Below are 17,243 nucleotides of genomic sequence, written 5' to 3'. Positions count from 1 at the left end.
CACATCGCGAATTCGTGCCAGGCAAGTTGCCCGTTTTGGGGTGAACTTCGGCACTGGTTAGGTTTTGACCGTGCGTAGTCTGTGCGCCATGACACCGGGGGAACCGGAATTCATTTGCCGCTTCCAGGCCACTCGCCTGCCCGAGGAGTAGTCGTTCGATGAGCGAGCACCGCCGCAAACCGCCGCAGCCCCAAGGTGGCGGGCGAGCTTCGGCCCGCCGGGCCGCCCAGCCGCGCCCCGGCCGGGGCGCCGATGCCCGGCGTGACGTCCCCACGGCGTCACCCAGTGGGCCCCATGCCGAGCGGCCCCCCCAGGGCAGCCGCGCCGACACCCGCCGGTCCGCGCAGAGAGGGCCCGCGGGCCCCGGAAGGGGCTCGGGCAGAGCCGCTCGCGGCACGGGCCGCCCGGACAAGCGCCTCATCAACTACCCGCGGTCCGACAGGGACGGCTGGAAGCGCTTCGTACCGTCCTGGAAGTTCGTCTCCGGCACGGTCCTGGGCTTCTTCGCGGTCATCATCGCCGGGGCCGGCATCGGCATCGCGATGGTCAACAAGCCCGACGAGAACAAAGCGGCCCAGGCGCAGAACAACGTCTTCTACTGGGCCAACGGCGAGCAGATGGTCGCGACCGGCGGGTCGATGAACCGGCAGATCGTGCCCATCGACAAGATCCCCCGGTCGATGAGGGACGCCGTGATCGCCGCGGAGAACGAGTCCTTCGAGACGGACAAGGGCGTCGACCCGATGGGCATCGCCCGGGCCGTCTACAACATGGCCACGGGCGGCTCCACCCAGGGCGGCTCGACCATCACCCAGCAGTACGTGAAGAACACCTACCTGGACTCCGAGCAGACGCTCAAGCGGAAGGTCACCGAGCTCTTCATCGCGATAAAGCTGGGTGTCTCCGAGGAGAAGGACAAGGTCCTCGCGGGCTACCTCAACACCGCGTACTACGGTCGCGACGCTTACGGGATCCAGGCCGCGGCCCGCGCCTACTTCGGCAAGGACTGCCAGGACCTGAACCCGTCCGAGAGCGCCTTCCTGGCCTCGGTGCTCAAGGGCCCCAACCTGTACAACCCCGACGGCGGCATCGGGTCCGCGGCCACCCCCGTCCTCAACGAGGACCGTGCCCGGAAGCGCTGGGCCTGGGTGCTCGACCGCGAGGTCGAGGTGGGCCGGATGGACAAGACCGAGCGGGCCACGTACAAGGAGTTCCCCGCCCGGGTCGAGTCGGAGCAGGCCCGCGCCATGTCCGGCCAGATCGGCTACCTGGTCGAGACGGCCAAGCAGTACGTGATGAAGACCAAGGGCATCACGCCGGAGCAGATGGCCCTAGGCGGCTACCAGATCAAGACCACCTTCGAGAAGCCCAGGGTCGACGCCCTGGTCAAGTCCGTCGAGGACACCCGCAACGACTTCCTCGACGAGAAGAAGCGCCCCGACCTGGACACCTTCGTGCAGTTCGGCGCCGCCTCCGTCGATGTGAAGACCGGGGCGATCGTCGCCCTGTACGGCGGTGCCGGCATGGACAAGAAGCACTTCAGCAACAACGCCAACACCACTGGTGTCCCGGTCGGCTCGACCTGGAAGCCGTACGTCCTGGCGGCGGCGATGGAGTACGGCACCCAGAACTCGAACGGCCAGGGACTGTCGGCCAACAGCAAGTACATGGCCGACGACCTCACGGTGATCAAGAACCGTCAGGGCAAGCCCCTGCTGGACAACTCCGGCAAGCCGTTCCGGCAGAAGAACGAGAGCTCCGCCGCCTTCGGCTACGTCACCCTCAACGAGGCGATGGAGAAGTCCATCAACGTGCCGTTCGCGCAGCTCGTCTTCGACGTGGGCCACACCAAGGTCCGCGACGTGGCCAAGTCCACCGGCATCCTCAAGGAGACGATGAGCCCCGGCGACGACGCCTCCTTCGCCCTGGGTACCTCGACGCCCAGCGCCATCCGGATGGCCGACTCGTACGCCACCTTCGCCGGGTCCGGCACGCACCACGAGCCCTACTCCGTGACCGAGGTCATGAAGAACGGCGAGAAGCTGTCCGGCTTCGAGGCGCCCAAGGCCGAACGGGCGCTGGACAACGCCGTCGCGGACAACGTCACCAAGGTCCTGGAGAACGTCGTCGAGAACGGCACCGGCAAGAAGGCCAAGGCTCTGGGCCGGCCCGCCGCGGGCAAGACCGGCACCACCGACCAGAACAAGTCGGCGTGGTTCGTCGGATACACCCCGGAGCTGTCGACCGCCGTCACCCTCTTCCGCACCGACCCGAACTCGGCCGACAAGAAGCTGATGTCCATGAACGGCGTGGGTGGCACCGACTCCATCCACGGTGGTGACATCCCGACCGTGATCTGGACCGAGTACATGCGCGAGGCGCTCAAGGGCGCCCCGGTCAAGCAGTTCCCCGAGCCCGAGGAGATCGGTGTGGTGGCCGACTCGGCCGGCGCGCCCTCCCCCACCCCCTCGGCCCCTGTGGTGCCTTCCACGTCTCCGTCGCCGTCTCCGTCGAGTTCCCCGTCCCCGTCCCCGTCCCCGTCCAAGGGCGGCAAGCCGTCGTGCAAGCCGTCGTGGGAGCTGTACTGCGACCCGAACACCACCGGCGGGAACAACAACGGGGGAACGAATTCCGGGGTCATCGGAGGCGCCGACGGCGGAGCCAGCGGATCACCGTCCCCGACGCCCACCGGAAGACCCGGTCGCCCGGGCGGCACCACGGGTTGGCCGACCGGCATGGCGGCCAACTGACCGCGGACCGAGTGCCCGAGTGATCGAGTAAGGGAAGGCCGTCGCACAGGGTGCGACGGCCTTCCCCCATGTCCGGCCCGGTACGGCAGGATGAGCCCATGACCAAGGTGCACGAGGACCACCCCGTACTGCCCACGCAGCAGGACGAGGTCGCCGCGGCGGGCAGTGAGTTCATCGGCGGCCCGCTCGGCCGCTACGCCCGGCTGGGAGGGCACTGGCTGGGACCGGTGCGCGTGGTGGCCCTGATCGCCATCGGCATGTTCGCGCTGGGCATGGTGCAGAAGCTGCCCTGCTACGACTGGGCGTGGTTCCGCGGGGCCGGCTCGCAGTACACCCACGCCTGCTACTCGGACATCCCGCACCTCTACGCGGTACGCGGCTTCGCCGACAACCTGACGCCCTACTTCGACCGGCTCCCCGGCGACATGGAGTACCTGGAGTACCCCGTCCTCACCGGGCTGTTCATGGAGATCGCCTCCTGGCTGACCCCGGGCAGCGGCTCCATGCAGCACCGCGAGCAGATGTACTGGATGGTCAACGCGGGCATGCTGATGGCCTGCGCGGCCGTCATCGCGGTGTGCGTCGCACGGACCCACCGCCGCCGGCCCTGGGACGCCCTGCTCTTCGCCCTCGCACCGGCCTTCGCGCTCACCGCGACGATCAACTGGGACCTGCTGGCCATCGCCCTGACCGCCGCCGGGATGCTCATGTGGTCCAGGGGCCGCACGGTGCTCTTCGGCGTCTTCATCGGCCTGGCCACCGCCGCGAAGCTCTATCCCGTGCTGCTGCTCGGGGTGCTGTTCGTGCTCTGCTGGCGGGCCGGGAAGTGGCGGGCCTTCGGCGCCGCCGCCCTCGGCGCGGCCGGGGCGTGGCTCCTGGTGAACCTGCCCGTCATGCTCTTCGCCTGGGACGGCTGGACGAAGTTCTACACCTTCAGCCAAGAGCGCCCCATCGACTTCGGCTCCGTGTGGCTGCTGATCTCCCAGCGCTCGGGCAACCCGCTGGAGGACGCCAACACGTACGCCACGGGGCTGACGCTCCTGCTGTGCGGGGCCATCGGCCTGCTGACCCTGACCGCGCCCCGGCGCCCCCGGTTCGCGCAGCTGGCCTTCCTGGTCGTCGCCGCCTTCATCCTGTGCAACAAGGTCTACTCGCCGCAGTACGTGCTGTGGCTCATCCCGCTCGCGGCGCTGGCCCGGCCGCGCTGGCGGGACTTCCTGATCTGGCAGGCCACCGAGGTCGTCTACTTCCTCGGGATCTGGTTCTACCTGGCCTACACGAGCAGCGGCGACAAGCACCAGGGCCTGCCCGTGGAGGGCTACCAGCTGGCGATCACTGCCCACCTGCTGGGCACCCTCTACCTGTGCGCGGTCATCGTCCGCGACATCCTGATGCCCGAACGGGACGTCGTGCGCCGGGACGGCTCGGACGACCCCTCCGGCGGGGTCCTGGACGGTGCCCGGGACGTGTTCGTGCTGTCGGACGCGGCGAGGGCGCCGCGGTACGCGACGCCCTCGGACGGACAGCGGGTCGACTGGGGCACGCACCCCGAGGACTGACCCCGTGTGCCGGCCCTGGACCGGCACACGGCTGTCAGGCGTCGAGCACCCGGTCGAACTGCGTGGTGGTGTGGCGCAGGTGCGCCACGAGCTCGTCGCCGACCTTCGGCTCGGTCGCGTCCGACGGCACGAACAGGATCGACACCTGCATGTGCGGCGGCTCCGCGAACCAGCGCTGCTTGCCCGCCCACACGAACGGCGACAGGTTCCGGTTGACCGTGGCCAGGCCCGCCCGGGCGACGCCCTTGGCACGCGGCATCACGCCGTGGAGGGCCTTGGGGGCCTCCAGGCCCACGCCGTGCGAGGTTCCGCCGGCCACGACGACCAGCCAGCCGTCGGACGCGGCCTTCTGCTGGCGGTAGCCGAAGCGGTCGCCCTTGGCCACGCGCGTGACGTCGAGGACCGCGCCGCGGTACTCGGTCGCGTCGTGGTCGCCCAGCCACAGGCGCGTGCCGATGCGGGCGCGGAAGCGGGTCTGCGGGAACTGCTGCTGAAGCCGCGCCAGCTCCTCGGCCCGCAGGTGGCTGACGAACATGGTGTGCAGCGGCAGCCGGGCCGCGCGCAGCCGGTCCATCCAGCCGATGACCTCCTCGACGGCGTCCGAGCCGTCGGGGCGGTCCAGCGGCAGGTGCAGGGCGAAGCCCTCCAGCCGGACGTCCTCGATCGCCGCGTGCAGCTGTCCCAGGTCCTGCTCGGAGATGCCGTGGCGGCGCATCGAGCTCATGCACTCGATGACCACGCGGGCACCGACCAGGCCGCGGACCCCGTCCAGCGAGGACACCGATCGGATGACCCGGTCGGGCAGCGGCACCGGCTCCTCGCCCCGCCGGAACGGGGTCAGGACGAGCAGGTCGCCGCCGAAGAAGTCCTTGATGCTGGCGGCCTCGTACGTGGTCCCGACGGCCAGGACGTCGGCGCCCAGCCGGGTCGCCTCCTCGCACAGCCGCTCGTGGCCGAAGCCGTAGCCGTTGCCCTTGCAGACCGGGATCATCCCGGGGAACTGGTCCTGGATCTGCTTCTGGTGCGCACGCCAGCGCGCGGTGTCGACGTAGAGCGTGAGCGCCATGCCCGTCCGGAACCTCTCCTGAATGGCTGCGGGATGCAGCGGTGCGTGGGTGGGTGGGGGTGAGGGGTGGGGTCAGCGACGCGACATATACATGTCGAGCGCCTTGTGCAGCACCTTGTTGAGCGGGAAGTCCCACTCGCCGACGTACTCGACGGCTTCGCCGCCCGTGCCGACCTTGAACTGGATCAGGCCGAACAGGTGGTCGTTCTCGTCCAGCGTGTCAGAGATACCGCGCAGGTCGTAGACGCTGGCACCGAGCGCGTAGGAGTCGCGCAGCATCCGCCACTGCATCGCGTTCGAGGGACGTACCTCGCGCTTGTGGTTGGCGGAGGCGCCGTACGAGTACCAGACGTGCTGGCCGACGGTGAGCATCGTGGCGGCTGCCAGCGGCTCCCCCTCGTGCTTGGCGATGTACAGCCGCATCCGGTTGGGGTCCTCGGAGTTGAGGGCCGTCCACTGGCGCTGGAAGTAGCTGAGCGGGCGCGGGCGGAACTTGTCGCGCTCGGCCGTGATCTCGTACAGGTGCTGCCAGGTCGGCAGGTCCTCGTAGCCGCCCTGGACGACCTCGACGCCGGCCTTCTCGGCCTTCTTGATGTTGCGGCGCCACAGCTGGTTGAAGCCCTTGAGGACATCGTCCAGCGAGCGGTTGGCCAGCGGCACCTGGAAGACGTAGCGGGGCTGGACGTCGCCGAATCCGGCGCCGCCGTCCTCGGCCTGCTGCCAGCCCATGCGGCGCAGCTTGTCGGAGACCTCGAAGGCGCGGGGCTCGATGTGCGAGGCCTCCACGTCGCGCAGGCGCTTGACTTCCGGGTCCTGGATGCCGGCCTTGATGGCGGTGGAGTTCCAGCGGCGGATGACGACGGGCGGGCCCATCTTCACGGTGAAGGCGCCCTGGTTCTTCAGGTGCGCCAGCATCGGCTGGAGCCACTCCTCCAGGTTCGGGGCGTACCAGTTGATGACCGGGCCCTCTGGCAGGTACGCGAGGTATCGCTTCACCTTGGGCAGCTGCCGGTACAGCACCAGTGCGGCACCGACGAGTTCGCCGGACTTGTCGAACCAGCCGAGGTTCTCCGAACGCCATTCGTTCTTGACGTCGGCCCATGCCGGGACCTGGCAGTGGCTAGCCGACGGCAGGCTCTGGAGGTAGGCCAGATGCTGCTCTCGGCTGATGGTCCTCAGGGACAGGCTCATGCGGGGTGCTCCTCCGGCGACTTCGCTGGCTATGGCGCGAAGCCTACTGCGACAGGGGCGCCACCCATCTGGGGGACGGGCCGGGGCCCGGGCCGCGCTGCGGCCGGTGCCCCGTCGCGGAGGTACCCCGGTCAGCCCGGTCAGCCGCCGAAAAGGCCGCCGTGGAACATGCCGAGGAAGAAGCCGATGGCAGACGCGCCAAGGCCGATGATCAGCGCGAAGCGCTCGCGTGTCGTGACGGAGACGAACTGTCCGTACGCGCCGGTCAGGATCCCGATCAGTCCGGCCCACGTGGTGAGCAGGTGCAGGTTGTGGAAGAACGCCGTGACGAACGCCACGGCTCCGAGGATCAAGGTGGCCGCCATCAGGGTGTCCTGCAGCGGGTGGGGCTTGCCGTCGGTGGACAAGAGGGAGATCGACGGGGGCGGGGACTGGGGCGAGGACTGGGGCCGCATTGCCTGTGCCATCGGAAGGCACCTCCTGGCTGAAGCAGAGCGGTGCTGCGGGCTGTCTCCGGCGGGGGCCGAAGGCATAGCACCGAGCACACCCGATGGATACAGATTGTGGCCTCCCCCTGCCGGATTTCAACCGGAAGGAGTCGAGCAGGTAGTCTGTACGGTCTGCGCGGTGTCTGCTCTGCGGATGCCGTGCGCACGCATCACGACCCTCCTGCCACGGAACGACCGTGGCCGCTGAGTCCAAAGGAGGTGGGTTCCACATGCGTCACTACGAAGTGATGGTCATCCTCGACCCCGATCTCGAGGAGCGCGCTGTCTCCCCGCTGATCGAGAACTTCCTCTCCGTCGTCCGTGAGGGCAACGGAAAGGTCGAGAAGGTCGACACCTGGGGCCGTCGTCGTCTCGCTTACGAGATCAAGAAGAAGCCCGAGGGCATCTACTCGGTCATCGACCTTCAGGCCGAGCCTGCGGTCGTCAAGGAGCTTGACCGACAGATGAACCTGAACGAGTCGGTTCTCCGGACCAAGGTCCTTCGCCCCGAGACCCACTGAACTTCGGTTCAGCGGTAATCGGGACCGAGTAGCACAGCAGCCCAGCAGCAATCCCCGCCGAGAGGTTCATCCATGGCAGGCGAGACCGTCATCACGGTCGTCGGCAATCTCGTCGACGACCCCGAGCTGCGCTTCACCCCCTCGGGTGCGGCGGTCGCGAAGTTCCGTGTCGCGTCCACCCCCCGCACCTTCGACCGCCAGACCAATGAGTGGAAGGACGGCGAGAGCCTGTTCCTGACCTGCTCGGTGTGGCGGCAGGCGGCCGAGAACGTCGCCGAGTCCCTTCAGCGGGGCATGCGCGTCATCGTGCAGGGCCGGCTGAGGCAGCGGTCGTACGAGGACCGTGAGGGTGTCAAGCGCACGGTCTACGAGCTGGACGTCGAGGAAGTCGGCCCCAGCCTGAAGAACGCCACGGCCAAGGTCGCCAAGACCACCGGTCGCGGTGGTCAGGGTGGGTTCGGCGGCGGTCAGCAGCAGGGCGGCGGCGGTGGCAACTGGGGCGGAGCCCCCGGTGGCCAGCAGCCGCAGGGCGGCGGAGCTCCCTCCGACGACCCGTGGGCGTCCAGCGCGCCGGCCGGTGGCCAGCAGCAGGGCGGCGGCGGGGGCGGTTGGGGCGGAAGCTCCGGCGGCTCCGGCGGTGGCTACTCGGACGAGCCGCCCTTCTAGGGCAGCTCGCATCCCCACTTCTTGATTTCACAGGAGAGACACAATGGCGAAGCCGCCTGTGCGCAAGCCTAAGAAGAAGGTCTGCGCGTTCTGCAAGGACAAGACCGTGTACGTGGACTACAAGGACACGAACATGCTGCGGAAGTTCATTTCCGACCGCGGCAAGATCCGTGCCCGCCGCGTTACCGGCAACTGCACGCAGCACCAGCGTGACGTCGCCACGGCCGTCAAGAACAGCCGTGAGATGGCGCTGCTGCCCTACACGTCCACCGCGCGATAAGGAAAGGGTGACCGACTAATGAAGATCATCCTGACCCACGAGGTTTCTGGCCTCGGTGCCGCCGGCGATGTCGTCGACGTCAAGGACGGTTACGCTCGCAACTACCTGGTCCCGCGTGGTTTCGCGATCCGCTGGACCAAGGGTGGCGAGAAGGACGTGGCGCAGATCCGCCGCGCCCGCAAGATCCACGAGATCGCGACCATCGAGCAGGCCAACGAGGTCAAGGCCAAGCTCGAGGGTGTGAAGGTCCGTCTGGCCACCCGCGCGGGTGACGCCGGTCGTCTCTTCGGTTCCGTGACCCCGGCCGACATCGCCACGGCGATCGAGTCCTCGGGCGGCCCGAAGGTAGACAAGCGCCGCGTCGAGCTGGGCTCCCCGATCAAGACCCTCGGTTCGTACCAGGTCTCCGTGCGTCTGCACGCCGACGTGGCCGCGAACGTGGGCATCGAGGTCGTCGCCGCCTAAGGGCTGCGCATGAAGGGCCGCACCCCACCGGGGTGCGGCCCTTCGTCGTTGTCGGGGCGGCGATGTTTCACGTGAAACATCGCCGGCGGCTGGCGGCCGTCGGCTAGCGGGTGGCTCCTGCGACCAGCCACCGGCCCGAGCGGGCCCGGAGCTGGAGGGTGACCATCCGGACCAGCATCATCAGCGTCATGGCCCACCACAGCGCCGTCAGGCCGCCCCCCAGGGCCGGCACGAGGAGCGCCGCCGGGGTGAACACGGCCAGTGTCAGCAGCATCGCCCAGGCCAGGTAGGGGCCGTCGCCCGCACCCATCAGGACCCCGTCGAGAACGAAGACGATGCCGGAGACGGGCTGGGAGAGGGCTACGACCAGGAGTGCGGGCAGCAGGGCGTCCTCGACCGCCGGATCGCTGGTGAACAGCGCAATGAACACGGGGCGGGCCAGGACGACCAGCAGGCCGAGCACGATGCCCGCCGCGATACCCCACTGCACCATCCGTCGGCAGACGGCCTTGGCGCCCTCGGTGTCGCTCGCGCCCAGGTAGCGGCCGATGATCGCCTGGCCTGCGATCGCGATGGCGTCCAGGGCGAAGGCGAGCAGGCTCCACAGCGCGAGCAGGATCTGGTGGGCCGCGATGTCGGCGTCGCCGAGCCGGGCGGCCACGGCGGTCGCGATCATCAGGATGGCGCGCAGGGACAGCGTGCGGACGAGCAGGGGCGCGCCGGCCTGTGCGCAGGCCCGGATTCCCGCGATGTCGGGGCGCAGGGAGGCGCTGTGCCGCCGGGCGCCGCGTACGACGACGACGAGGTAGGCGGCGGCCATGGCGCACTGGGCGATGACCGTGCCCCAGGCGGAGCCGGCGATCCCGAGTCCCGCACCGTAGACCAGGAGGACGTTCAGGGCAGCGTTGAGGGCGAAGCCGCCGACGGCCACGTAGAGCGGCGTACGGGTGTCCTGGAGGCCCCGGACGACGCCGGTGGCGGCCAGGACCATGAGCATGGCCGGGATGCCGAGCGCGGAGATCCGCAGATATGTGATCGCGTACGGGGCGACGGTGTCGGACGCCCCGAACAGAGAGATCAGCCCGGGGGCCGCGGGCAGGACCACGGCGATGACGACCGCGCCGATCAGGAGGGCGAGCCAGATGCCGTCCATGCCCTGCCGGATCGCCGCCTGCAGGTCGCCCGCTCCGACCCGGCGGGCGACGGCCGCGGTGGTGGCGTAGGCGAGGAAGACGAAGACGCTCACGGCGGTGGTGAGCAGAGCGGCGGCGATGCCGAGGCCGGCCAGCTGGGGTGTCCCGAGATGCCCGACGATGGCGCTGTCGGCCATCACGAAGAGCGGTTCGGCGACGAGGGCGCCGAAGGCGGGGACGGCGAGCGCGAAGATCTCTCGGTCGTGCCGTCTCGGAGCAGCCTTCGGTGCGACGGGGGCCTGTGTCATGTGCTCAATCTAATCTTCCACAGGTAATAGATGCAAGGCCCTTTGGATCCTTACCGGGCCGCTGACTTGCGCGTTCTCCGCAACCCGTTGGAGGCGATCTTGAGACAGTGGCCAAGAATTTTCCGACCCACGGTCCGTGGAGAAGGAAATTGCAGGTCAGGTGGGGTGTCGGGGTGGGTCAGGTGATTTTGTCCACAGCCTCGTCCCCCGGTCCGTGCACAGCTTCCGGGGACTTACCCACAGCATTGGCGCCGTCGTCCACATCTCATCCACACACCCTGTGGATAACAAGATTGGCTGACGCCGCTCGCGGCCCTACCGTGGTGCGTTGCCCGACTCGACGACAGCCGATTCGGGTGCCCCATATGTCAGAGCCGTGTCGTAGAAAGAATGGCACGGCGAGGTCCGCGTTGCGGACGGGAGGAGGCGGCCCGGTGAGTATGCCCGAGCCCATGGACGACCCTTGGGCCGACAGTGGTCCGAGCGACCGTCTGCCCGCCCGTACCCGCCGCAACAGCGAAGGCCGTGGCCGCGGGGACGAACAGCACGACCGGGGCCGCGAGGGCGGCTCCTGGGACGGCGGCGGTGGTGCCGGCGGCTTCGAGCGCGTCCCCCCGCAGGACCTCGACGCCGAGCAGTCGGTGCTCGGCGGCATGCTGCTGTCCAAGGACGCGATCGCCGATGTCGTGGAGGTCCTCAAGGGCCACGACTTCTACCGGCCCTCGCACGAGACGATCTACCAGGCCATCCTCGACCTGTACGCCAAGGGCGAGCCGGCCGACCCGATCACCGTCGGCGCCGAGCTGACCCGGCGCGGGGAGATCAGCAAGGTCGGCGGGGCCTCGTACCTGCACACGCTGGTGCAGTCCGTCCCGACGGCCGCGAACGCCGAGTACTACGCGGAGATCGTCCACGAGAGGGCCGTCCTGCGGCGGCTGGTCGCGGCTGGCACCAAGATCACACAGATGGGCTATGCGGCCGACGGCGACGTCGACGAGATCGTCAACAGCGCCCAGGCCGAGATCTACGCAGTCACCGAGCAGCGGACCTCCGAGGACTACCTGCCGCTGGGTGACATCATGGAGGGCGCGCTCGACGAGATCGAGGCGATCGGATCGCGCAGCGGCCAGATGTCGGGCGTGCCGACCGGCTTCACGGACCTCGACTCGCTGACCAACGGCCTGCACCCGGGCCAGATGATCGTCATCGCCGCCCGTCCCGCGATGGGCAAGTCCACGCTCGCGCTGGACTTCGCCCGTGCCTGCTCCATCAAGAGCAACCTGCCCAGCGTGATCTTCTCCCTCGAAATGGGGCGCAACGAGATCGCGATGCGCCTGCTCTCGGCGGAGGCCCGGGTGGCGCTGCACCACATGCGCTCCGGCACGATGACGGACGACGACTGGACCCGGCTGGCCCGCCGGATGCCGGACGTGTCCGCCGCGCCGCTGTACATCGACGACTCCCCCAACCTGTCGATGATGGAGATCCGGGCCAAGTGCCGTCGGCTCAAGCAGCGCAACGACCTCTCCCTCGTGGTCATCGACTACCTCCAGCTGATGCAGTCGGGTGGCTCGCGCCGTCCCGAGAGCCGGCAGCAGGAGGTTTCGGACATGTCCCGAAACCTCAAGCTGCTGGCGAAGGAGCTGGAGGTCCCGGTGATCGCGCTCTCCCAGCTGAACCGTGGTCCCGAGCAGCGCACCGACAAGAAGCCGATGGTCTCCGACCTGCGTGAGTCGGGTTCGATCGAGCAGGACGCGGACATGGTGATCCTGCTGCACCGTGAGGACGCGTACGAGAAGGAGTCCCCCCGCGCGGGCGAGGCGGACCTGATCGTGGCAAAGCACCGTAACGGCCCGACGGCGACGATCACCGTGGCCTTCCAGGGCCATTATTCGCGGTTCGTGGACATGGCCAACACGTAGCATCCGATCATGGATGAGCTCTCTGAGGACCTGGAACTTCTCCCTTCCACCCGGCGTGCGCTGAGGCACCGGATCGCCGTCGCGCAGAGCGAAGGACGGGCGCCCTCCGTGGTGGCGGCGGTCGCTCGCGGCGGGCAGGTGGTCTGGGAGGGCTCCCGGACCTCGGTGGAGGGCCACGGCCCGGACGGGAACGTCCAGTACCGGATCGGGTCGATCACCAAGACCTTCACCGCCGTACTGGTGATGCGGCTGCGCGACGAGGGGCTGCTGGCGCTCGCGGATCCGCTGGAGAAGCACCTGCCGGGCGCCGGCGCCGGTGAGGTGACCATCGCCCAACTGCTGTCCCACACCGGTGGACTGGCGGCGGAGACGCCCGGCCCGTGGTGGGAGCGTACGCCCGGTGAACTGCGGCCCGAGCTCGCCGACGTGCTGGGTGAAGAGCCGTTCAAGCACACGCCGGGGACCCGGCACCACTACTCCAACCCGGGTTACACGCTGCTGGGTTCGCTCGTCGAGGCGCTGCGCGGGAAGCCGTGGGAAGAGGTGCTGCGGGCCGAGGTCCTGGAGCCGCTCGGGCTCGACCGGACGAGTGTGCTGCCGCAGGCGCCGAACGCGGGCGGCTGGGCGGTGCATCCGTGGGCCGACGTGATGATGCCCGAGCCCTTGGAGGACCTCGGGCTGATGGCTCCGGCGGGTCAGCTGTGGTCCACGACAAGGGACTTGGCGCGGTTCGCGGACTTCCTGCTCCGGGGTGACGAGCGGGTGCTGAACGTGGAGTCGGTACGGGAGATGCGTACGCCGGCCGCGCCCCCGGAGCCCGGTTCCGCCGATCTCGGCTACGGGCTGGGGATGCAACTGGTGGCCCATGGCGCGTACCGGTTGGCGGGGCACAGCGGATCACTGCCCGGGTTCGTCGCGGGGCTGTGGCTGAGCGAGGCGGACGACGTGGCGGCGGTGGCGCTGGCGAACTGCACCTCGGGGCTCGCGGCCGCGGCGCTGGCAGCGGACCTCGTGGGCATCGTCGCGGAGGCCGAGCCGCGGATCCCGAAGCCGTGGCGGCCCTTCGCGGAGTCCGACCAGGTGCCGCTGGAGCTGTGCGGCCCCTGGTACTGGGGGACTTCCGCGCAGGTGGTGCGACTGAAGGCGGACGGGTCGCTGGAGCTGGGACCGGTCGGCGCGATGGGGCGGTCGGCCCGCTTCCGGGCGGAGCCGGACGGCAGTTGGACGGGCCTGAACGGCTACTACGCGGGGGAGACGCTGCGGGCGGTGCGCCGCGAGGACGGCTCGGTGAGCCACCTCGATCTGGCGTCCTTCGTGTTCACGCGGGAGCCCTACGAGGCCGGGGCCCCGGTGCCCGGCGGGGTGGACCCGCAGGGCTGGCGGGGCATCGGCTGAAGCCTCCGCTCATGCGACGAGTTCGCGTTCCAGCGGGGTGCGGAAGCGCGGGGTGATGCGGGCGTCGCCCACCCATGCGCCGAGACGGGCGGCCTCGGCCGCGATCGCCTTCTCGGCGGCGCCGCCGGGGCTGCCCAGCATCCGCCAGACGATTTCTCCGTCGGGGCGCTGGGCCCAGCCGCCGACGATCTCGCCGTTCCACCACACGGTGGGGCCGATGTTGCCGGCGTAGTCGAAGAGGGCGGGCTTGTGGGCGGGGTCGAGGTGGAAGGCGCGGTCGGCCCAGCCCATGCCGGTGGGGTCGAGGCCGGGCAGCAGGGCGGCCCAGGGCTCCGGGGCCGGTTCGGGCGCGGTGTCGCCGGGGCTGACGAGGGCGGTGGTCCCGTCGTCGAGGCGTACCTGGTCGGGGCCGACGACGGCGAGGGCCTTGCGGACATCGGTGAGGGTCCAGCCCGTCCACCACTTGAGGTCGGCCTCGGTTGCCGGACCGTATGCGTGGAGCCAACGGCGGGCGATCTCGGCGCGAGCCTCGGCTGCGGGTACGGCGGGCCAGGGGGCGGTGTGGACCCAGCGGTACTGGCTGGACGTCCATGATCCGCGCGGGCGGTCGCGGCGGATCCGGCCGTCGGCGGCCAGCAGCCGGATGACGCGGCTGGCCACACCGGTCTGCGTCTCGTGCTTCTTGCCCCGGAACACGGTGATCTTCTGCCGCAGGGCGGGGACGGCGGCGGACAGCTGGCTGCCGGTGGAGGGCCCGCGGCTGTCGAGGGCGTCGAGCGCGGCGGCCTCCGCCTGGGCCAGCCAGTCGGCGTCGAGGCCCTGCCCGTCCTCTTCGAGGTGCTTGACCAGGGTGCGGCGCTCCTTGACCGCGATGCCCCGGGCGGTGGAGGAATCGACGTACGGGGCGAGGTCGGTGGAGACCGCGAAGAGCGTGTTGCGCATGCTCAGCAGCCGGACCAGGCTCACGTCCTCGTAGAGCGCCCGCTCGATCGCGCCGGGTCCGCCTTCGGTGAGCCGCGCGCGGGCGGACAGGAAGATGGTCGCGGCGTCGGTCGCGTGCAGGGCGACGACGGCGTCCGCGGCCTCGGGAACCGTGGTGGCGCGGGTCGAGGGAGCCAGGCGGTGGCGCCGGCCGAGGCGGTGGCGGCGCTCGGCGGTGCTGATGAGGGGGAGGCTGGGGCTCATCCTCCCGATCGTAGGCCGGGCCGCCGACACAGGGGCCCGGCCTGCCGATCGGGCCGGTCAGAGCCGCAATTTGAACCCGACGTGGGAGGCTGCGAAGCCGAGCCGCTCGTAGAAGCGGTGGGCGTCGGTACGGCTCACGTCCGAGGTCAGCTGCACGAGGTCGCAGTTCTCGGCGCGGGACTTGTCGATGGCCCATTTGACGAAGCGGGTGCCCAGGCCGCTGCCGCGCTCGTCGGCGTGGACGCGGACGCCCTCGATGATGGAGCGGGTGGATCCCTTGCGGGAGAGGCCCGGGACGATCGTCAGCTGGAGCGTGCCCACGATCCGGTCCGCGCGGACGGCGACGACCAGGTGCTGGTTCGGGTCGTCGGTGAGGCGCTTCAGGGCCGCGCGGTACGGGGTGAGGTCGTCCGGGGATTCGCGGGTGGCGCCGAGGGGGTCGTCGGCGAGCATGGCGACGATGGCGGGCAGATCGGCCTCGGTGGCGGGACGAATGGTGAGTTCGGGAGCGTCGGTCACGTCGGGGTGCTCCTTGTCTCAGCCTGCGGCCACGGTGAGCGGTGCCCAGCGGCGGGTCCAGTCACCGGGCAGGCCGGGGATGTCGCGGGTCATGACGTCGTTGAAGGCCACGGAGCCGAGGCCGCGGTCCTTGAGCCAGGCGAGGAGTTCCTCGTGGCGTACATCGACGTCGGTGCGCAGCGGCCGGTCGGTGCCCTGGGCGAGTGCGGTGACGAGGGACTGGGCGGTGGCGGTGTCGCGGGCGATCAGCGGCCCGATGACGTGGGTGTCCATGTTGGGCCAGGCCGCGGCGTAGCCCGTGAGGGTGCCGTCGCCGCTGCGGTCTTCGGCGACGATGAGCTGGTCGGCGAAGGCCGGCAGCCGGGTGATCATGTGGGTGCGGTCGCTGCCGAAGACCTCGGCGTCCAGCCGCAGGATGCGCGGGAGGTCCTCGGCGCGGGCCGGCCGTACTCGGGAGGTGCCGTAGGTGCCAGGGGTGCCCGCTGCCTGGAAGTCCCCGCGGAGCATCTCGGCGCGGCCCGTGGTCTCGAAGCCGAGCTCCTCGTAGAGGGGGCGGCCGTACGGGGTGGCGTGCAGGGTGAGGGGGATGCCCTTGAGTACGTCGTCGCAGACGTACGTCATCAGGCGGCGTCCCAGGCCCTGGCGGGAGTAGCGGTCGGCGATGAGGACCATCCCGATGGCGGCGAGCTCCGGTTCGGCGTGGGTTCCTCCGTACCGGGTGACGACACAGGCGGCGGCGAGTCCTACTCCGTCCGGCGCATCGACGCCGTAGCCGCTTCCGGCGGCGAGGAGGAGGCCCCATTTGTGGTCCTCGCGGAGCCAGCCTCGGTCTTCGGACAGGTCGGCGCAGAGGCGGAGATCGTCCATGGTCAGCGCGCGGATCGGCAGATTGTTGAGGTGTGGTGGTGTCACCGGCCCAGACTGGATCATCGATCAGGAGCCGTCCAGGGGATTTGCGCGTCGATGTTTCACGTGAAACAAGCCGATGTTTCACGTGAAACATCGGCTTCGGTCTCCCCGCGGCGGGCGGGGGAGAGCTAGCCTCGACGGCTATGACCACCCTGCACCTCTTCGACCTCGACGGGACGCTGATGTTCGGCTCGGCGGCCCCGGTCGAGATCTCCCGGCAGCTCGGACTGAGTACCGAGATCGCAGAGTTGGAGCGGTCCTTCGGCGCACGGGAGATCGGGCCGCAGGAGTTCTCGGTGGCGGTGCATGCGCTGTGGGCCGAGTTGACGCCCGCGCATGTCCGGGCGGCGTTCGACGGTTCCCCTTGGCTGGCGGGCATCAAGGACGTGTGGCGGGAGATCCGCGAGCGTGGGGACTACTGCGCGGTGATCTCCTTGTCGCCGTCCTTCTTCGTGGAACTGCTGATGGAGTGGGGCGCGCACGCCGCACACGGATCGGTCTTCCCGGCGGTGCCGTTCACCGGGCCCATGGAGGTGTCCGGGATCCTCACGCCCGAGGGCAAGGTCACGGTCGCGGACCGGCTGTGCGAGCGGTTCGGGCTGAGCCGGGGCGACTGCGTCGCGTATGGGGACTCGATGACCGACGCGGTGCTCTTCGAAGCGGTGCCGGTCTCGGTGGCGGTCAACGCGAGGCCCTATCTGGCGGAGCGCGCGACACACGTCTACCAGGGGCGGGACCTTCGGGAGGCATACCAGCTTGTCGGGGTGCCACGCCCGGGAGTTGAGGCATCTTAGGAGGAAAGTGGGTTCGAAGCGCAGATTTTCCGCGTTTCCCCGCAGGCCTCCGAGTCGGCTGGCACGCTGTGGAGCCCGGAACCACGGAATCA

At 69.7% G+C, this 17,243-nt stretch carries 16 protein-coding genes; 9 read left to right on the top strand and 7 right to left on the bottom strand.

Going from position 1 to position 17,243, the window contains the following annotated elements; genetic code table 11:
• The first annotated feature begins 158 nt into the window (after positions 1-158).
• Positions 159-2,750, top strand: coding sequence for a transglycosylase domain-containing protein (locus tag OG737_RS14485; RefSeq protein WP_328926587.1), 2,592 nt, complete (start codon positions 159-161; stop codon positions 2,748-2,750).
• 98 nt (positions 2,751-2,848) lie between these two features.
• Positions 2,849-4,309 (top strand): glycosyltransferase 87 family protein, encoded by a 1,461-nt coding sequence (locus OG737_RS14480; RefSeq protein ID WP_328926586.1) that lies wholly within the window; start codon positions 2,849-2,851, stop codon positions 4,307-4,309.
• Between the two features lie 34 nt (positions 4,310-4,343).
• Here OG737_RS14480 and OG737_RS14475 read toward each other — a convergent pair whose 3' ends face one another.
• The 3 genes from OG737_RS14475 to OG737_RS14465 form a co-directional block, all read right to left on the bottom strand.
• Complete coding sequence (locus tag OG737_RS14475) at positions 4,344-5,375, bottom strand: alanine racemase (RefSeq protein ID WP_328926585.1); 1,032 nt, start codon at positions 5,373-5,375, stop codon at positions 4,344-4,346.
• Positions 5,376-5,447: 72 nt separating this feature from the next.
• The gene (locus OG737_RS14470) at positions 5,448-6,566 is read right to left on the bottom strand and encodes a peptidoglycan bridge formation glycyltransferase FemA/FemB family protein (RefSeq protein ID WP_328926584.1); all 1,119 of its coding nucleotides are present in this window, start codon (positions 6,564-6,566) and stop codon (positions 5,448-5,450) included.
• Between the two features lie 140 nt (positions 6,567-6,706).
• On the bottom strand, positions 6,707-7,033 hold the full coding sequence (locus tag OG737_RS14465) for a hypothetical protein (protein ID WP_328926583.1): 327 nt from the start codon (positions 7,031-7,033) through the stop codon (positions 6,707-6,709).
• 251 nt (positions 7,034-7,284) lie between these two features.
• Between OG737_RS14465 and rpsF the strand changes: the two genes are divergently transcribed.
• The 4 genes from rpsF to rplI all read left to right on the top strand — a co-directional run bounded on the left by rpsF (position 7,285) and on the right by rplI (position 8,986).
• A complete protein-coding gene (gene rpsF, locus OG737_RS14460) occupies positions 7,285-7,575 on the top strand; it encodes a 30S ribosomal protein S6 (protein WP_004950685.1) in 291 nt (96 codons plus the stop codon).
• A 72-nt stretch (positions 7,576-7,647) separates the two neighbouring features.
• A complete protein-coding gene (locus tag OG737_RS14455; protein WP_328926582.1) occupies positions 7,648-8,241 on the top strand; it encodes a single-stranded DNA-binding protein in 594 nt (197 codons plus the stop codon).
• 43 nt (positions 8,242-8,284) lie between these two features.
• Positions 8,285-8,521 carry a 30S ribosomal protein S18 gene (rpsR, locus tag OG737_RS14450; RefSeq protein WP_003956534.1) on the top strand — a complete coding sequence of 79 codons (237 nt, stop codon included), beginning with the start codon at positions 8,285-8,287 and terminating at the stop codon, positions 8,519-8,521.
• Positions 8,522-8,539: 18 nt separating this feature from the next.
• On the top strand, positions 8,540-8,986 hold the full coding sequence (gene rplI / locus OG737_RS14445) for a 50S ribosomal protein L9 (RefSeq protein WP_030008386.1): 447 nt from the start codon (positions 8,540-8,542) through the stop codon (positions 8,984-8,986).
• A 103-nt stretch (positions 8,987-9,089) separates the two neighbouring features.
• Here the strand turns inward: rplI and OG737_RS14440 are convergent, their stop codons facing one another.
• On the bottom strand, positions 9,090-10,427 hold the full coding sequence (locus tag OG737_RS14440; RefSeq protein ID WP_328926581.1) for an MATE family efflux transporter: 1,338 nt from the start codon (positions 10,425-10,427) through the stop codon (positions 9,090-9,092).
• Between the two features lie 452 nt (positions 10,428-10,879).
• Here OG737_RS14440 and dnaB point away from each other — a divergent pair, with 452 nt between their 5' ends.
• Both dnaB and OG737_RS14430 read left to right on the top strand, forming a co-directional pair.
• On the top strand, positions 10,880-12,349 hold the full coding sequence (gene dnaB / locus OG737_RS14435) for a replicative DNA helicase (protein ID WP_328930346.1): 1,470 nt from the start codon (positions 10,880-10,882) through the stop codon (positions 12,347-12,349).
• Between the two features lie 9 nt (positions 12,350-12,358).
• On the top strand, positions 12,359-13,744 hold the full coding sequence (locus OG737_RS14430) for a serine hydrolase domain-containing protein (protein WP_405921592.1): 1,386 nt from the start codon (positions 12,359-12,361) through the stop codon (positions 13,742-13,744).
• Between the two features lie 9 nt (positions 13,745-13,753).
• Here the strand turns inward: OG737_RS14430 and OG737_RS14425 are convergent, their stop codons facing one another.
• Genes OG737_RS14425 through OG737_RS14415 form a run of 3 tightly spaced genes read right to left on the bottom strand, consistent with a single transcriptional unit; the run spans position 13,754 to position 16,360 of the window.
• Positions 13,754-14,929 (bottom strand): winged helix DNA-binding domain-containing protein, encoded by a 1,176-nt coding sequence (locus OG737_RS14425; protein ID WP_405679433.1) that lies wholly within the window; start codon positions 14,927-14,929, stop codon positions 13,754-13,756.
• A gap of 57 nt (positions 14,930-14,986) precedes the next feature.
• Entirely contained in the window at positions 14,987-15,448 is a 462-nt protein-coding gene (locus tag OG737_RS14420; protein WP_328926578.1) for a GNAT family N-acetyltransferase, read from the bottom strand.
• An 18-nt stretch (positions 15,449-15,466) separates the two neighbouring features.
• Positions 15,467-16,360 (bottom strand): GNAT family N-acetyltransferase, encoded by an 894-nt coding sequence (locus OG737_RS14415; RefSeq protein ID WP_405679435.1) that lies wholly within the window; start codon positions 16,358-16,360, stop codon positions 15,467-15,469.
• A 140-nt stretch (positions 16,361-16,500) separates the two neighbouring features.
• On the opposite strand from OG737_RS14415, the gene OG737_RS14410 reads away from it, so the two are divergent.
• Positions 16,501-17,151: an HAD-IB family phosphatase gene (locus OG737_RS14410; RefSeq protein WP_328926576.1), complete on the top strand. Its 651-nt coding sequence runs from the start codon at positions 16,501-16,503 to the stop codon at positions 17,149-17,151.
• Positions 17,152-17,243: the final 92 nt, after the last annotated feature.

Origin of the sequence: Streptomyces sp. NBC_00122 (genome assembly GCF_045160845.1) — a bacterium.
GTDB lineage: Bacteria > Actinomycetota > Actinomycetes > Streptomycetales > Streptomycetaceae > Streptomyces.
The sequence above is the reverse complement of the archived record's forward strand: the minus strand, read 5'-3'. Positions and strand labels throughout refer to the sequence as shown.

Excerpts from the sequence above, each read along its gene's own strand:
- OG737_RS14470 (WP_328926584.1), bottom strand. The coding sequence starts at position 6,566 with ATGAGCCTGTCCCTGAGGACCATCAGCCGAGAGCAGCATCTGGCCTAC.
- rpsF (WP_004950685.1), top strand. The coding sequence starts at position 7,285 with ATGCGTCACTACGAAGTGATGGTCATCCTCGACCCCGATCTCGAGGAG.
- rplI (WP_030008386.1), top strand. The coding sequence starts at position 8,540 with ATGAAGATCATCCTGACCCACGAGGTTTCTGGCCTCGGTGCCGCCGGC.
- dnaB (WP_328930346.1), top strand. The coding sequence starts at position 10,880 with ATGGACGACCCTTGGGCCGACAGTGGTCCGAGCGACCGTCTGCCCGCC.
- rpsR (WP_003956534.1), top strand. The coding sequence starts at position 8,285 with ATGGCGAAGCCGCCTGTGCGCAAGCCTAAGAAGAAGGTCTGCGCGTTC.
- OG737_RS14465 (WP_328926583.1), bottom strand. The coding sequence starts at position 7,033 with ATGGCACAGGCAATGCGGCCCCAGTCCTCGCCCCAGTCCCCGCCCCCG.
- OG737_RS14430 (WP_405921592.1), top strand. The coding sequence starts at position 12,359 with ATGGATGAGCTCTCTGAGGACCTGGAACTTCTCCCTTCCACCCGGCGT.
- OG737_RS14475 (WP_328926585.1), bottom strand. The coding sequence starts at position 5,375 with ATGGCGCTCACGCTCTACGTCGACACCGCGCGCTGGCGTGCGCACCAG.
- OG737_RS14455 (WP_328926582.1), top strand. The coding sequence starts at position 7,648 with ATGGCAGGCGAGACCGTCATCACGGTCGTCGGCAATCTCGTCGACGAC.
- OG737_RS14485 (WP_328926587.1), top strand. The coding sequence starts at position 159 with ATGAGCGAGCACCGCCGCAAACCGCCGCAGCCCCAAGGTGGCGGGCGA.
- OG737_RS14425 (WP_405679433.1), bottom strand. The coding sequence starts at position 14,929 with ATGAGCCCCAGCCTCCCCCTCATCAGCACCGCCGAGCGCCGCCACCGC.
- OG737_RS14440 (WP_328926581.1), bottom strand. The coding sequence starts at position 10,427 with ATGACACAGGCCCCCGTCGCACCGAAGGCTGCTCCGAGACGGCACGAC.
- OG737_RS14480 (WP_328926586.1), top strand. The coding sequence starts at position 2,849 with ATGACCAAGGTGCACGAGGACCACCCCGTACTGCCCACGCAGCAGGAC.
- OG737_RS14410 (WP_328926576.1), top strand. The coding sequence starts at position 16,501 with ATGACCACCCTGCACCTCTTCGACCTCGACGGGACGCTGATGTTCGGC.